Annotated in this window: 12 protein-coding genes; 8 read left to right on the top strand and 4 right to left on the bottom strand. The window is 66.6% G+C overall.

The features are described from left to right. A partial coding sequence (locus tag ACAD63_RS10925) for a pseudouridine synthase (RefSeq protein WP_434033942.1) occupies nt 1-1,064 on the top strand: 1,064 nt, incomplete at its 5' end. Between the two features lie 130 nt (nt 1,065-1,194). Here the strand turns inward: ACAD63_RS10925 and def are convergent. The 4 genes from def to smc form a co-directional block, all read right to left on the bottom strand. Continuing rightward, nucleotides 1,195-1,728 (bottom strand): peptide deformylase, encoded by a 534-nt coding sequence (def, locus tag ACAD63_RS10920; RefSeq protein ID WP_133096312.1) that lies wholly within the window; start codon nt 1,726-1,728, stop codon nt 1,195-1,197. A gap of 15 nt (nt 1,729-1,743) precedes the next feature. After that, nucleotides 1,744-3,873, bottom strand: coding sequence for an NAD-dependent DNA ligase LigA (ligA, locus tag ACAD63_RS10915; protein ID WP_195427624.1), 2,130 nt, complete (start codon nt 3,871-3,873; stop codon nt 1,744-1,746). A gap of 12 nt (nt 3,874-3,885) precedes the next feature. Then, on the bottom strand, nt 3,886-5,259 hold the full coding sequence (locus ACAD63_RS10910) for a cell division protein ZipA C-terminal FtsZ-binding domain-containing protein (RefSeq protein ID WP_135705375.1): 1,374 nt from the start codon (nt 5,257-5,259) through the stop codon (nt 3,886-3,888). 64 nt (nt 5,260-5,323) lie between these two features. Further along, nucleotides 5,324-8,839, bottom strand: a complete 3,516-nt coding sequence (gene smc, locus ACAD63_RS10905; protein ID WP_434033941.1) for a chromosome segregation protein SMC — start codon at nt 8,837-8,839, stop codon at nt 5,324-5,326. A gap of 881 nt (nt 8,840-9,720) precedes the next feature. Here smc and ACAD63_RS10900 point away from each other — a divergent pair. Genes ACAD63_RS10900 through ACAD63_RS10870 form a run of 7 tightly spaced genes read left to right on the top strand, consistent with a single transcriptional unit; the run spans nt 9,721 to nt 15,680 of the window. Beyond that, complete coding sequence (locus tag ACAD63_RS10900) at nt 9,721-10,410, top strand: carboxypeptidase regulatory-like domain-containing protein (protein ID WP_205751632.1); 690 nt, start codon at nt 9,721-9,723, stop codon at nt 10,408-10,410. A gap of 58 nt (nt 10,411-10,468) precedes the next feature. Continuing rightward, entirely contained in the window at nt 10,469-11,596 is a 1,128-nt protein-coding gene (locus tag ACAD63_RS10895) for a metallophosphoesterase family protein (RefSeq protein ID WP_133096317.1), read from the top strand. Nucleotides 11,597-11,641: 45 nt separating this feature from the next. Beyond that, on the top strand, nt 11,642-12,103 hold the full coding sequence (locus ACAD63_RS10890) for a hypothetical protein (RefSeq protein ID WP_205751633.1): 462 nt from the start codon (nt 11,642-11,644) through the stop codon (nt 12,101-12,103). Nucleotides 12,104-12,143: 40 nt separating this feature from the next. Continuing rightward, the gene (locus tag ACAD63_RS10885) at nt 12,144-13,574 is read left to right on the top strand and encodes a cbb3-type cytochrome c oxidase subunit I (RefSeq protein ID WP_135705377.1); all 1,431 of its coding nucleotides are present in this window, start codon (nt 12,144-12,146) and stop codon (nt 13,572-13,574) included. After that, on the top strand, nt 13,571-15,286 hold the full coding sequence (locus ACAD63_RS10880) for a cbb3-type cytochrome c oxidase subunit II (protein WP_434033940.1): 1,716 nt from the start codon (nt 13,571-13,573) through the stop codon (nt 15,284-15,286). Before ACAD63_RS10885 ends, ACAD63_RS10880 begins: the two co-directional genes overlap by 4 nt. A 15-nt stretch (nt 15,287-15,301) precedes the next feature. Then, on the top strand, nt 15,302-15,478 hold the full coding sequence (gene ccoS / locus ACAD63_RS10875) for a cbb3-type cytochrome oxidase assembly protein CcoS (RefSeq protein ID WP_133096320.1): 177 nt from the start codon (nt 15,302-15,304) through the stop codon (nt 15,476-15,478). Continuing rightward, nucleotides 15,471-15,680, top strand: coding sequence for a hypothetical protein (locus ACAD63_RS10870; RefSeq protein ID WP_133096321.1), 210 nt, complete (start codon nt 15,471-15,473; stop codon nt 15,678-15,680). The genes ccoS and ACAD63_RS10870 overlap by 8 nt, the downstream gene beginning before the upstream one ends. Nucleotides 15,681-15,862: the final 182 nt, after the last annotated feature.

The following is a 15,862-nucleotide window of genomic DNA, read 5'->3' as shown; positions in this document are numbered from 1 at the left end:
ATGGCGACGACCGCGGCGAAGCCCGCCCGCGTCGCTTCGAAGGCAATGAGTCGCGTCCGCCGCGGCGCTTTGGCGATGACGACAACCGTCCGCGGCGCTACGGCGACGACGAAAACCGTCCCCGTCGCCCTGCCCCCACCGGCGAACGCCGCCACGAAGGCTCGGCGCCGGCGCGCCGCTTCAGCGATGCCGCGGACCGCATCCGCACCGCCGGCACCTCCCGGCCGCAGGCACCGGCCCCGCGCCCGCAGCAGCCCGCCCGCGCCGATGCCGCGCCCGAGGCTACCCATGACGACGGCCTGGTGCGCCTGTCCAAGCGCATGTCCGAACTCGGCTTGTGCTCGCGCCGCGAAGCCGATGAATGGATTCCGCGCGGCTGGGTGCTGGTCGACGGCAAGCCGGTGACCGAGCTGGGCAGCCGCATCCGCCCGGATGCCGAAATCGAGATCCTGCAGGAAGCGCGCTCCGAACAGGGCGAGCGCGTCACCGTGCTGCTGCACAAGCCGGTGGGATACGTCTCCGGCCAGGCCGAGGACGGCTACGAGCCCGCCGCGGTGCTGTTCACCGCCGAGAACCAGTGGGAAGGCGACCCGTCGCGCAAGCGTTTCGCGCCGTGGCAACGCAAGAGCCTGGCGCCCGCCGGCCGCCTCGATATCGACTCAACCGGCCTGCTGGTGCTGACGCAGGATGGCCGCGTCGCGCGCGCGCTGATCGGCGAGGATTCGAACGTCGAGAAGGAGTACCTGGTGCGCGTGGTCTGGCACGGCCCGCAAGGTGCGGTCGAGCGCAATGTCAGCGAGGCATTCCCCGCCGACCAGCTCGAGCTGCTGCGCCATGGCCTGTCGCTGGACGGCGTGCTGCTCAAGCCGGCCAAGGTCAGCTGGCAGAACGAAGAACAGCTGCGCTTCGTGCTGCGCGAGGGCCGCAAGCGCCAGATCCGCCGGATGTGCGAGCAGGTCGGGCTGGAAGTGGTTGGCCTGAAGCGCGTGCGCATGGGCCGCGTGGTGCTGGGCGACCTGCCGCCGGGGAAGTGGCGGTTCCTGGGGCAGTTCGAGAAGTTCTGATGTGAAAAAAGCGGCCGCGATGGCCGCTTTTTTTGACAGACTTTGGCAAATTGCCACAGCCTCATGTCTGTACCGATTGCGTGCTCCCTCTCCCGCTTGCGGGAGAGGGGAGCAAACCGGCAGCAGGCGATCACTCGTCGCTATTGGCCGGCAAATCCGGAAACAGGATCTCGGTAAACCCAAACCGCGAAAAATCCCGGATCCGCATCGGGTAAAGAATGCCCTGCAGGTGGTCGCACTCATGCTGCACCACGCGCGCATGGAAGCCCTCGGCAACCCGCTCGATCCGGTTGCCCATGAGGTCGTACCCGCTGTATTTCAGCCGCACATGCCGCGGCACCACCCCGCGCAGGCCGGGCACCGACAGGCACCCTTCCCAGCCGTCTTCCAGCTCGTCCGACAGCATCTCCAGCACAGGGTTCATCAGCACCGTCTTGGGCACCATCGGCGCATCCGGATAGCGCGGGTTGCGGTCGAAGCCGAAGATCACCACCTGCAGGTCCACGCCGATCTGCGGCGCGGCCAGCCCCGCGCCGTTGGCGTGGTCCATGGTGTCGAACATGTCTTCGATCAGCGTGCGCAGTTCGGGCGTATTGAAACGCTCGACCTTCCGCGCCACCTGCAGCAGGCGCGGATCGCCCATCTTGAGAATCTCGCGGATCATGGCTGTTTCCCCGGTCTAATCCTGCGCGGGCGCGGCGCCCGCTTCTGCCAGCAACGCGAGCATGCCGGCCTCGTCCAGCACCGGCACGCCCAGCGCCTCGGCCTTGTCCAGCTTGCTGCCGGCTTCGGCGCCAGCGACCACATAGTCGGTCTTCTTCGACACCGAGCCCGCCACCTTGGCGCCCGCGGCCTCTAGCAATTCCTTGGCGTCCTCGCGCGACATCGTCGGCAGCGTGCCGGTCAGCACGAAGGTCTTGCCCGACAGCGGCGCCGGCGTCCTGGCGGCCGGCTCGCTCTCCGGCCAGTGTACGCCTGCGGCGCGCAGTTGTTCGATGACCTCGACGTTATGCGGCTCGCCAAAGAAGTGCGCGATCGACTGCGCCACCACCGGGCCGACGTCGTTGACCTCGAGCAGCGCGGCTTCGTCGGCGGCCATCAGCCCGTCGAGCTTGCCGAAATGCCTGGCGAGATCCTTGGCGGTGGCCTCGCCCACGTGGCGGATGCCGAGCGCGAAGATAAAGCGGTTCAGCGTCGTCTCGCGCGACGCCTCGATCGCCGCGACGAGGTTGGTCGCCGACTTGTCGGCCATGCGCTCCAGCGCCGCCAGCTTGGCCACGCCAAGCTTGTACAGGTCGGCCGGCGTGCGCACGATGCCCTGGTCCACCAGCTGCTCGACCACCTTGTCGCCCAGCCCTTCGATATCCATGGCACGGCGCTGCGCAAAATGCAGCAGCGCCTGTTTGCGCTGTGCCGCGCAGATCAGGCCGCCGGTGCAGCGCGCGATCGCCTCGTCTTCCAGCCGCTCGATATGCGAACCGCACACCGGGCAGGCCGTCGGCATCACGAAGGCGCGCGCATCCGCCGGACGGCGCTCGGCCACCACCGCCACCACCTCCGGGATCACGTCGCCGGCGCGGCGCACGATCACGGTGTCGCCGATATGGACATCCTTGCGGCGGATCTCGTCCTCGTTATGCAGCGTGGCATTGGTCACGGTCACGCCGCCGACGAACACCGGCTGCAGCCGCGCCACCGGCGTGATCGCGCCGGTACGGCCGACCTGCACCTCGATGTCCTCGACGATGGTGGTCATTTCCTGCGCCGGGAACTTGTGCGCCAGCGCAAAGCGCGGCGCGCGCGAGACAAAGCCCAACCGGTCCTGCTCGGCCAGCGCGTTGACCTTGTAGACCACGCCGTCGATATCGTATGGCAGGTCATCACGGCGCTCGCCGATATCGCGGTAGAAACCGAGCAATCCCTGCGCCCCCTTGACCACGGCGCGTTCCTTGCACACCGGCAGGCCCAGCGCATCGAAGCCGTCGAGCATGGCGCTGTGCGTGGGCGGGCGGTCCACGCCCTGCAGCTCGCCCAGGCCATAGGCGAAGAACGACAGCGGCCGCTTCGCGGTGATGCGCGGATCGAGCTGGCGCAGGCTGCCGGCAGCGGCGTTGCGCGGATTGACGAAGGTCTTTTCGCCGGCTTCCGCCTGGCGCGCGTTGAGCTTGTCGAAATCGCGGCGATACATGAAGACCTCGCCGCGCACTTCCAGTACCGCCGGCGCCTGGCCGCGCAGCTTCAGCGGGATCGCCTTGATGGTGCGCACGTTGACGGTCACGTCCTCGCCGGTCTCGCCGTCGCCGCGGGTGGCGGCCTGCACCAGCCGGCCGTCTTCATAGCGCAGCGACATGGCCAGCCCGTCGAACTTCAGCTCGCAGGAGTACTCCACCGCGTCAGCCGCGCTGAACAGGTCGGCCTCGCCCGCCGCGGGTGCGGTGCGGCCCAGGCCCTGCGCGCAGCGGCGGTCGAAGTTGAGCACGTCGTCGTCGGCGAACCCGTTGTTCAGCGACAGCATCGGCACGCGGTGGCGCACCGTGTCGAAGGCGGCCAGCGCCTCGCCGCCGACGCGCTGCGTGGGCGAATCCGGCGACTGCAGCTCGGGATGCTCCAGCTCGAGCGCCATCAGTTCGGCGAACAGCGCGTCGTACTCGGCATCCGGGATGGTGGGCGCGTCCAGCACGTAGTACTGGTAGCTGTGGCGGTTGAGCTCGTCGTGCAGCCAGGCGACGCGCCTGGCTGCGGCTTCGGGCGGCAAGCCGCCGGCGGGCGCGGAGGCTTCAGCCTGCGCGCCGCGTGGTTTTGCGGTCATGGCAGGCTCCGGCTAGACGCTGAACAAGCGCAGCGCCACCGGCGAGCCGGCCGGCATGCCGCGCGCTTCCAGCTTCTGGTACAGCGTTTCCAGCTGGCTGAAGATGGCGATGAATGAGGCTTCGGTCAGCGGGCGCATATTGTCGTCGACCAGTTGCGCGCCCATGCGCTGGGCCAGCGTGTTGCCGTATTCGCAAACCGTCTTGAACGGCCTGGCGCCCTGGTCCGCCAGCGGCACGTCGAGCAGCAGCGTGATCTGGCGCCCGGACTTGACGGTCAGGTCGTCGCGCAGGAAGTTGGTATCGCCGAACTGCAGCGTGAACAGCGGGCGCTGCACGCCTTCGGCATTGGCCTGATAGCGGATAAAGCGCGTGCCGTCGCGCGACAGCACCAGCCCGTCCTGCGTGGCCACGTTCTGCACGTAGGCGGCCGACCACGGCGCGCCGTCGGAAATCACATTGACGCCCAGCTGCACGTCGCTGCCGGCGGCAAAGCCATCCAGTTCGCGCGCGTTGGCCACGGTCTCGCTCATGTCGGGCAGGTCGGCGGAGGCGTCGAGCGCCTCGGCCAGCGATTCCACCGCGGTGATGAACTCGGAGAACTCCAGCGCATTGAGCGGGCCGCTGCGGTTGGCCAGCTGCACGCCGACCTGCAGGTCTTCGTACTGGTGGCCGGCGGTGACCGGTTCCCAGGCATTGGCTTCGGCGCGCAGACCCTCGATATGGACCTGCTTGGTGCCGGCACGGCGCAGCCGCCCGGTCAGCGGCAGGATGCGGTCGCCGGAGGCCTTGCGCTCCAGGTGCAGCGGCACGATGCAGTCGATCAGCGGATCGACCACGGCCGGCGCGGGCTGGCCGTCGGGAACGGCGGCGAGCGGGGCCGGAACCGGGGCCGGGATCGGTGCCGGCGCTGGGGCGGGTACGGGCGCCGCAGCGGGTGCCGGCGCATCGGCCACCGCGGGGCCCGTCGCCGGGGCGGATTCGGCCTCGGCGTCGCCGGCCGCGGCGCCGGGCTCGGCCTGCACCACGCCGGCAGCCACCGCGACTTCCTCGGCCACGGCCTCGTCAGCATCGGCGGTGCTGGCCGCGGCCGCGGCCGCGGCGGCCACGTGGTTGGGCTGCGACGATGCTGCCGGCGTGCCCGGCGCCAGCGTCGGCTCGCGCCGCTGCACCGACTCGGCGTTGGCCTCGTGCAGCCGCGCCGCGGTCTCCGGGGCAGTGGCCTGGCCGACCACCGGCTCGCGCATCGGCGGCAGGTCGTCCTCGGGGCTCAGCTCGCGCGGACGGCGCGCCTTGCGGATCTGCCACTGGTTGTAGCCAAACAGCAGCACCAGGAATACCAAACCCGCGACGATCAGCGCGGTCTGCAGGTCCATGTTCAGCTTCATGCTGCAATCTCCAAAGCGCCCATGTTGGTCACAGCATTGTGGTCTCGGGGCTCCTGCTTACGGCTCATGCTGCCTCCGCCATCGAAACCGCCGCGTCCATATCCACGGCCACGATCCGCGAAACGCCTTGCTCCTGCATGGTCACGCCAATGAGTTGATGAGCCATTTCCATGGCGATCTTGTTATGTGAGATGAAAACGAATTGAGTCTTGTCCGACATGCGCGCCACCATGTTGGCGTAGCGCTCGGTGTTGGCATCGTCCAGCGGCGCGTCCACCTCGTCCAGCAGGCAGAACGGCGCCGGGTTGAGCTGGAACATCGCAAACACCAGCGCAATCGCGGTCAGCGCCTTCTCGCCGCCCGACAGCAGGTGGATGGTCGAGTTCTTCTTGCCCGGGGGCTGCGCCATCACCTGCACGCCGGCGTCGAGGATTTCCTCGCCGGTCATGATCAGGCGCGCCTGGCCGCCACCGAACAGCGACGGGAACAGCTCGCCGAAATGGTGGTTGACCTGGTCGAAGGTGCCCTGCAGCAGCGCACGGGTTTCCTGGTCGATCTTGGCGATCGCGTCTTCCAGCGTGTTGATGGCGTCGTTCAGGTCGGCCGACTGCGCATCGAGGAAGGTCTTGCGCTCGCGCGCCGCCGCCAGTTCCTCGAGCGCGGCCATGTTGACCGGGCCCAGCGCGTTGATGGCGTTGTTGATGCGCGTGACTTCGCCCTGCAGGTACGACGGCTTCAGGTCGCCGGTGAGCTTGTGCGCCAGCCCGGCTTCGTCGACCTGCGCCGTGGTCAGCTGCTCGCTGAACTGCTCCTGGTTCAGGCGCGCGGCCTGCTCCTTGAGCTGCAGCTCGGTGATGCGGTCGCGCAGCGGCTGCAGGCTGCGCTCGGCGGCCAGGCGCTGCTCGTCGAACTGGCGCAGCTGCGCCGACAGCGCATCGAGTTCGGTGCGCGCGACGGTGAGCCTGGCTTGCTTCTCGGCGCGCAGTTCCAGCGCATCCTGCAGGCCGGTATGCGCGGTCTGCTCGTTGATGGTTTCAAGCTCGGCGCGGGCGTTCTCCAGCGATTCGGCGATGCGCTCGGCCTGGTCCGCCGCGACCTGGATATTGCGGCGCAGTTCGTCGATGCGGCTGGACAGGTTGCGCTCGGCAAAGAGCGCTTCCTGCGCCGCGCGCTCGAAGTCACGCAGCTGGTGGCGCGCGGCCGACAGCTTGCTGTCCAGCGCCTCGAAGGCCATCTGCTGGTCTTCGTGCGAGGCCTGCATCTCGGCCAGCGCGGCGTCGTGCTGCTCGAAGCTGGCTTCGGATTCTGCACGGATCGCGCGCTGCTCTTCGATCTGCGCGTGGATTTCTTCCAGCTCCTCGCGGATCTGGCCGCTGCGCGCGGAATAGCGCTCCATCGCCTGCGACAGCTTGAGCACGTCCATCTGCAGCGCATGCACGCGGCGCGTGGCCTGCTCGGCGCGCGTGCGGGCCTCGCCCAGCGCCTGGCTGGCCTGCGTGTACGCAGCCTCGGCACGTACTGCCTGGGTCTTGGCTTCGTCAGACAGCAGCGCCTGCGCACGCGCCTGCTTCTGCAGGTTTTCGATTTCCTGCTCGCGCGCCAGCATGCCGGCCTGTTCGGAATCGGCGGCGTAGATCTGGATCGCGTTGCGGCCCACCAGGTGGCCTTGGGCCACCACGAACGACGCGCCTTCGGGCAGCGTGCCGCGCGTGGCCAGCGCCTGCGCCATGTCGGTGGCGACGAAGATATCGGCCAGCCAGTCCTGCATCACTGCGCGGATGCCCGGCTCGGTGATCTGCACCAGCGACATCAGCGGACGCAGCCCCGCCGGCGTTTCGAGCGGACGGGCCGCGGCCGGGGGCGAGTAGAACGCGAGCTTGGCCGGCGGCGCGTCGGTCAGGAAGGCCTTGACCCAGTCCAGGTTGGAAATTTCCAGCGCGTTCAGCTTCTCGCGCAGCACGGATTCCAGCGCGTTTTCCCAGCCCGCCTCGATATGGACCTTCTTCCACAGGCGCGGCAGCTCGGCCAGCTCGTGCTTCGCCAGCCAGGGCTGCACCTTGCCGTCGGTCTGCACGTTCTCCTGCAGCTGGCGCAGCGCATGCAGGCGCGCTTCCAGCGACGCGATCGCGGCGGCTTCACTATGCACGCGCGCCTGCGCGGCGCGGCGCTCTTCATCGAGGCGCGGCACGCTTTCTTCGGCATCGGCCAGCACGGCCTGGGCTTCCTCGACCAGCGCCTCCTGCTCGGCCAGCTCGGCGCGGCCCTGTTCCAGCCGGGTTTCATCCGGACGGTCCAGGCCCTTTTCCTCGGCCGACAGGCGCTCGCGGCGCTGCTCCAGCTGCTGCAGCATCTGGTCGGCGCTGCGCTGCTGCGCGGCTTCGAGCTTGAGCGCCTGCTCGGCCTGCATGATGCCGGCGCGCTGCTCGTTGAGCAGCTGCTGGGCATCGCGCCACAGGCCTTCCAGCGTCGGCAGCTCGTCGTTTTTGTGCGCCACCGCCTCCTGCGCCTCGACCGTGCGGCCCTCGGCCACGGCCAGGTTCTCTTCGGCCTGCGCCAGTTCGTCGGTGGCCTGCTCGGCCTTGCCCTGCCACTGCTCGCGTTGCGCCGTCAGCGCGGCAATCTGGGCCTGCACGCGGTTGCGCGACTCCACCACGTAGCGGATCTCGGCCTCGAGCTTGCTGACCTCGGCATTGGCTTCGTACAGCGCGCCCTGCGCCGCATGCATGCCGTCGGATGCGGCATAGTGCGCGGCGCGCATGGTTTCCAGCTCGGCCTCGACATGGCGCAGCTGCGCGGTCTGCGCTTCCAGGTCGATCTGGGCCTGCTCGATGGCGCGCTGGTGGCGTTCCTGCTCGACCTGCGCCTCGCGCTTGCGCAGCAGCCACAGCAGGTGCTGCTTTTCTTCGCCATCGGACTGCAGCGTCTTGAAGCGCTGGGCGACTTCGGCCTGGCCTTCCAGCTTTTCCAGGTTGGTGCCGAGTTCGCGCAGGATGTCCTCGACGCGGGTCAGGTTTTCGCGCGTGTCGGACAGGCGGTTCTCGGTCTCGCGCCGGCGCTCCTTGTACTTGGACACCCCCGCGGCTTCTTCCAGGAAGATGCGCATGTCATCGGGCTTGGCCTCGATGATGCGCGAGATCATGCCCTGCCCGATGATGGCGTAGGCGCGCGGGCCCAGGCCCGTGCCCAGGAAAATGTCCTGGATATCGCGCCGGCGCACCGGCTGGTTGTTGATGTAGTAGGACGAGGTGCCGTCGCGGGTCAGCACGCGCTTGACCGCCACTTCGGCGTACTGGCTCCACTGGCCGGCGGCGCGGCCTTCGGCGTTGTCGAACACCAGTTCGACGCTGGCCCGGCCGGCCTGCTTGCGCGCGGTGGAACCGTTGAAGATCACGTCCTGCATGGACTCGCCGCGCAGCTCCGAAGCGCGTGACTCGCCCAGCACCCAGCGCACCGCGTCGATGATGTTGGATTTGCCGCAGCCGTTGGGACCGACGATGCCGACCAGTTGGCCCGGCACCTGGAAATTGGTGGGATCGACGAATGACTTGAAGCCCGCCAGCTTGATCGAGGATAGTCGCACGGTTTCTCGTGTGGTATCGGCCGCCAGCGGTCCGTCTTGGGTACCGCGCGCAGCCTGGTATCGGGGCTATAGCAATGTTCAGAAGCCGGGCTGCGCGGGAGCCGGCGCGGCGTGCCGCCTGCGCCTCAAAATACCCCCCCGGCCCGAGAATTGGGGCTAATCATACCATCGCAGATGCCTTCGCCGGCCCGTTTGGCGGTTGCCCCGGCGCCATATTCCTACCCCGATTTCCCTTGCTTTTCCGTCCCTTACAGGGGATTCCGCAAGCACTTTGGCATTCATCGGCGGCGTGCCCGGCCGGCACGCCTGTGACGTGGCCGGGAAACTAATTAGGGTAAATGCTAGTCTCTGCACTGTCGGCGTGATCCCGGATTCGCTCCGGGAGCCGCGCACCATGAAAGCCCCCCCCCGAAGCCCTGCCCTTGCGGCAATTTCCAGGAGGACCAAGCATGCGTGAACTGTCGGCGGCCGCCCGGCCGTGGTCCATCAGCGACATCAATAACCGGCAATCGAGCTAGAGCGCGTCCGCGGTGACCGCCGCCTGTTCTACCCTGCTGGTGTCTGCCTCGTTTATCGAAAGTGGCTCCGATGGGCCTCGTAGGCCTTGAGGTGGCTGTACGCGACTTGAAGCAGCTACAGCGGGCCACGGTAGTACGCACTGTCAAGCGCACGCTGGCTGGCTGCGTCCGTCCCATCACGTGCTGCCGCACCAAATGTCCGTTGCGCTTTGCATTGGGCAGCCTGCGTACTATGCTTCAGCGACAACCCATAGCATCCTGCTGCGCCTTGCATGTCCGGGGGGAACAACAAGAGTGAGCGCACCGCATGGCGCTGAAAGGCGGGGAAACAGCATGTGTTTCTTTCTTCGCAAAGCTTGCTGCATGCAACTGGCAGTACTCAGCCTGTTCAGCGTCCCCACCTTTGCCTATGAAGTCGCCCCGGTCAGCGGGGGCGGCAAGATCGAAGGCAAGGTCACTTTCCAGGGCACCGTCCCGATCCGCAAGATCATCCCCACCAAGGACCGCGAAGTCTGCGGCGGCCCGCGCGATGAACCACAGATCCGCGTGGGCGCCGGCAAAGGCGTCCAGGATGCCGTCGTGTACCTGAAGGAAGTGCCCAAAGGGAAGGCCTGGGGTACCCCCGACAAGATCCCGGTGCTCGACCAGGAACACTGCATTTTCAAGCCTGCCGTGCAGGTGATCCGAGCCGGCAAGCTTGAAGTCACCAGCTCTGATCCGATACTGCACAATACCCACGGCTTCTACGGACAGCGCACGGCATTCAACCTTGCGCTACCCGAGAAAGGGGTCAAGATCACGCGCGAACTTCCGCGGCCCGGGCTGGTCCGGGTCGAGTGCGACGCGCACGGCTGGATGCTGGCCCACATCTATGTCGCCGATAGCCCGTACTACGCGCTGACCGGCGAAGACGGCAGCTTCCGCATCGACGACGTTCCACCAGGCAATTACACCCTGGTTGCCACGCAGTACTACACCGGCGATACCGAGACGCCAGTCACGGTAGCCGGCGGCCAGACCGCGAAACTCTCGATCGAACTGAAAAAGAAATAGCGCGTTCAGTTTCGCCGCTGCCAACTTCATCATCCCCCGGGGGGCGGAGGACCGCCAGATGAACTCATTCCAACTCGAACGACGCGAGTTGCACCGGACCCTGGCCGGTCCGGGCGATCGCCCGGAAGGCGCAGCAGTATGGACGCGCCGCACATTCCTGCACCAGGCGCTGCTCAAAGGCGTTGCGGGCGCCGCCGCATGCGGGTTCTTCCCGCTCCTGAACACTCTTGAGGTGGCCTACGGGCAAACCGGGCAGAGCTTCCGCTTTGCCTGGGTCTCCGACACGCACCTTTATCCGAGGGAGCTCAACTCCCGCTTCGTGGAAAAGACGGTGCGCGCCTTCAAGGAAGTGCAGGCGATGAATCCGCCGGCTGACTTCATGATCTTCGGCGGCGACCTGGCGCAGCTGGGCGATCCTGTCGAGCTGCAACTCGGCGCCGAACTGCTGAAGGAAGTGAAGGTCCGCAAGGTCTTCATCCCGGGCGAGCACGACTGGTACCTCGACATGGGGTCGACCTGGAACAAGACCTTCGGCAACACGCCCTGGACCTTCGACCACAAAGGCGTGCGCGTGATCGGCCTGAATACGGTCGCTGCCGCACCTGACTTTTGGACGGCACGCAAGATGACGCCGAAAGAGCGCATGGGACATATGGCCACGCTCGACGGCACTCTGGGTGGTGCCTGGTCGGCGATCGGCGAAAAGCAAATGCGCTGGCTCAACAGCACGCTGTCGAACTGGCCCAAGAGCAGCCCGGTCATCCTGTTCACGCATACGCCGCTGTACGAGTACTACCCGCCTTGGAATTTCTGGATCCGCGACTGGCGCGAGGCGCATGAAATCCTCAAGCCCTACGCCAACGTCACCAATATCCACGGTCATACGCACCAGGTGCTCTACAACGAGATCGGCAAGGTGCGCTCGATCGGCATGCTGGCCACGTCGTGGCCATGGCCCTACGCGCCGGAAGGCGTGCCGCTGCTGACCAAGCCGATGATTCGCGCCGATCCGGGCGATCACTTCGACGGCGTGGGCTGGAGCACGCTGACCATGACCCCGCAGGGACGGGTGGAGAACGAATACAAGATGTGGCGCAAGACGGTCTTCGCCGACCAGCCGGCGGATTCCGGCACTGAGGACAACCGCAACCAGGTGCTCAGCCCGCGCGTGGCCGACCGGATCTAGCCCGGCCGGCACCCCTGATCCGGCGCAGAAATGCGTGAGGAGCGAATGATGAAGAACGACAAATGGCATGCCCGGGCCCTGGCGGCTGGGGTAGCCGTGTTGCTGCTGCTCGGCTACGACAGCGACCAGCCGATGGCGCACAAGGAACCCCACACGGCAGATCAGCTGAAAGCGTTTGAAGAGGTGTTCATGGAACAGGTGAAGGTCGGCGACCAGCTGTTCCACGGCGATTCCGGTGCGCAGCAGCGGCTGAACGTCAAGCTGTCGAACACCGGTGTTGCCTGCGCCATGTGCCACCCGTATGCGTCGGACACCCATCCGCATGAGTTTCCCAAGTTCCAGGAACAGATGAACGAGTTCGCCACGCTGCGGGACATGATCAACTGGTGCATCGAGAAACCCAACGAAGGCGAGAAGATCGACCCCAACGGGCCCGCCATGAAAGCGCTCGAGGCGTACATCTACTACTCGAACCGCAACAGCAAGCTCGATCCAGGCAGGCACTGAGCGCGTGGCCGGCTGCGATAACGAAGGGAGATAAAAGCATATGACTGCCGCCCGCGCGACATCGGACCCATCCGAAGCATTTCCTGACCTGGATTCGCTGATCGACCGCGGGCTTATTCTCAAGTGGCTCTACTGGGGATTGTTCTGGCTGATGTTCACGCCCAGCATCGGCGTGACCATCTCCAGCCTGTTCAACTTCCCAGACTACCTGGGGACCTCGCAATACCTGACTTTCGGCCGCTTGCGGCCGATGCATGTCAATGGCGTGATCTTCGGCGCCTTCTCCACGCTGTTCATCGGCTTGTGCTACTACCTGCTGCCGCGCCTGTGCGGCGTGCCGGTATGGAAAGGCCGGTGGGGACACTGGCTGGTATGGGTGTGGAACCTGGGCCTGGTTGCCGGCATGGCGTCGCTGATGCTCGGCTACAACCAGGGCCTGGAGGCCGGCGAATTCCCGCTTGCGATCGACGCCATCATCTTCTTCGTGGTGACGGTCACCACCGTGCAGTTCCTGATGACGATCGCGCACCGGCGCGAGCCGCAACTCTATGTGGCAGTGTGGTACCTGATCGGCGCCTTTGTCTGGACCGTGATGAACCTGGTACTCGGCAGCTTTATCCTGCCGTACACCATCACCGGCATCAACAGCGCCGCCTTCCACGGCCTGTTCATCCACTACATCGTGGGGCTGTGGATCACGCCTGCCGGCTACGTGCTGATCTACTATTTCCTGCCGGCGAGCGTGCAGAACCCGGTCTACAGCCACAAGCTGTCGCTGGTGGGGTTCTGGTCGCTGGCGCTGTTCTATCCCTTCGTCGGCATCCACCATTACCTGTACAGCCCCATCGCCGACTGGGCCGAGACGCTGGCGATCATCACCTCGATGCTGCTGATCGTGCCGGTCTGGACGGTATTGCAGAATTTCTTCGGCACCATGATGGGCCGCTGGCACACCTTTACCCAGAACCTGACCGCCAAATTCCTGATCATGGGTTCGCTGATGTACCTCGCGGGCTGCTTCCAGGGCTCGACCGAGGCCCTGCGCGCGATCCAGCAGCCAACGCATTTCAGCGATTTCGTCATCTCGCACTCGCACCTGACGGTATTCGGCACCTTCGTGGTGTGGGCCATCGGCGGCACGGTCTACGTGATACCCAGGCTGGTGGCGCGGCCGCTATGGTCGGCGCGGCTCGGCAACTGGTCGTTCTGGCTGATCACCTTCGGCATCAGCCTGATGGGACTGGACCTGACCATGGCCGGCCTGCAGCAGGGCTACATGCTGATGGCGGGCGTGGAATGGCTGGACTCGCTGGTAGCCATCCGGCCCTACTGGCTGGTGCGCACGACTGCCGGCATCTCGATGGACATCGGCATGTCGCTGCTGGTCTACAACCTGATGCGCACCGTGATGGCGGCCGAGCCCGCCACGGCACCGAGCGCCACGGGCGCCGCACGCGGAGCGTCAACATGACCCCGCGCCGCCCCGATGGCCGCTATGGCCTGCGCTTCTATGCACTGATCGCGGGGTTCGGCTGCCTCTCGCTGGCCGCCTTCGTGCAGGGCGTGCTGCCGATGCTGGAGCCGCAGTCGCGCACCGACAAGGTCACCCAGGTGGTGCGCACCGACCTGGGCGAACTGAAATGGACGGAAGCACGCGCCACCGACTACACGCCGCTGCAGTTGCGGGGCCGCGAGGTCTATACGCGCGAAGGCTGCTGGTACTGCCACTCGCAGTTCGTGCGCCCGGTCACCGGCGAGACCCGGCGCTGGGGCCCGGTCTCCCAGGCCGGCGAATACGCGTTTGACCTGCCGCACCTGTTCTCGACGCGGCGCATCGGCCCGGATCTCTCGCGCGTCGGCCTGAAGTTCAGCGATGCCTGGCACCTGGCGCACTTCTGGGATCCGCGCATGTTGTCGCCCGACTCGATCATGCCGCGCTTCACCGCGCTGTTCTCCGAGCCGCACACCGCACGGCTGGTGACCGACCAGCAGGGGCGCCGCACCGTCGAGAACACGCCCGCGACCCGGCAGCTGTTCGATTTCGGCAGCAGCGAGACCATCACGCTGACGCCCAACCAGGCCGGCCTGCTCTATGTCCCGGCGCGGGGGAAGTACCCCGTGATCCTGACCCCCAACAAGGAATTCACAGGCGAGACCGTGATCCTGATCGCCGACACGGAAGACCTGCGCGCGCTGGTGGCCTACCTGCAAAAGCTGGGCACCAACCGCGGCAAGTGGCGCGACCGCTTCGAGCCGCAGCAGATGGAGGCCTCGCAGACGAGCATCCCGCGTTCGGAGGAGTGGATCGCGCACGGCAAGAACGTGTATGAGCGTCGCTGCCTGGGCTGCCATGGCGTCAAGGGCGATGGCAACGGACCGGCCGCTGCGTTCATGCAGAAGGACCGCCCGCGCAATTTCACGCTGGGCGTGTTCAAGTTCCGCCTCACGCCGTCGGGCTCCATGCCGGATGACGGCGACCTGCTGCGCACCATCACGCGCGGCGTGCGCGGCACCGCGATGCCGAGCTGGCACGAACTTCCGGAAAAAGACCGGCTGGCGGTGATCCAGTACATCAAGTACGTACTGGCGGCCGACCGCAGCAATCCCGACAAGCCCTACTTCTACTTCCTCGAAGAGCCGCCGCTCGCGCCGATCTTTATCGGCGTGCCGCCCAAGCCCTCGGCCGAAATGATCCAGCGCGGCAAGCAGGCCTGGGACCGCGCCAAATGCTGGGAATGCCACGGGCGCACCGGCAAGGGCGATGGCGAAAAGGCGGCCGGACTCGAGGACGATTTCGGCTTCCCGATCCCGCCGGCCAACCTGACCACCGGGCAGTTCAAGTCCGGGGCATCGGTGAAGGACATCTTCCGCACCATGAGCACGGGGCTGTCCGGCACGCCGATGCCGTCGTTCAGCGACACGGTGTCCGAAGACGATCGCTGGGCGTTGGCCTACTTTGTCCTGTCGCTGTCGGCCTACACCGATCCCCTGACCGGCGAGCCGCTGCCGATCCCGCCCGGGCAGAAAGCCGCGCTGAACGACCCCGGCCTGCGCGCCGACGAATCGCGCCACGCCTATCGCGCGCCGGCGGCGGGCCAACCGGGACAGCCCGGCCAGCCAAGCACCTATGCCGGCGAGGCGTGGGCCAGGCGGCATGGTTTCGCATTTGCCGACGAGCGCTAGCCAGAGGGAACGAGCATGGCAGAACTCACCTTGCTGCAATTCGTGGTGGCCTTCTTCATGAGCCTCGGCGCGGTCTGCGTGTTTATCTGGGCCGTGCTGTCGGGGCTGTTCGAAGACGTCGAAGCCATCAAGTACAAGGCCTACCGGGCCGAAGTCAAGGACGACGAAGCGGAGGCATCCGGCCATGAATGATGAACGCGACAGCCCGCCCGCCGTGCCGGAAGAGCCGCATCACCGGCAGACCCAAGACTACGGCGGCGGCCATATCCAGGCGCGGCATGGCCGCATCAATGTGTGGCTGCTGGTGGTCTACCTGGTGTTGTTCGTCTGGGCGTTGTACTACGGCTATGCCTACTGGGGCGGGCTCGGGCCAGGGCTGGACCTGACGCGCTAAGCCAACCGCCCGCCGACCGTCCGCCATACCATCGGAGCCGACCATGATACCGAGACTGCTGCTCGCGCTGGCCCTGCTGAACCTGGCCTTCCTGTTCGGCGAACTCGCGCTGAACGTGCTCGGCCTGCAGTTCCTATAAGCGGAGCCGGTCATGACCCTTGCCGAAGCGATCGCCTTCTGGA

The organism is Cupriavidus sp. a3, from assembly GCF_051015765.1.
GTDB classification, from domain to species: Bacteria; Pseudomonadota; Gammaproteobacteria; order Burkholderiales; family Burkholderiaceae; genus Cupriavidus; species Cupriavidus oxalaticus_A.
This window is presented reverse-complemented; position numbering and strand designations above follow the sequence as displayed.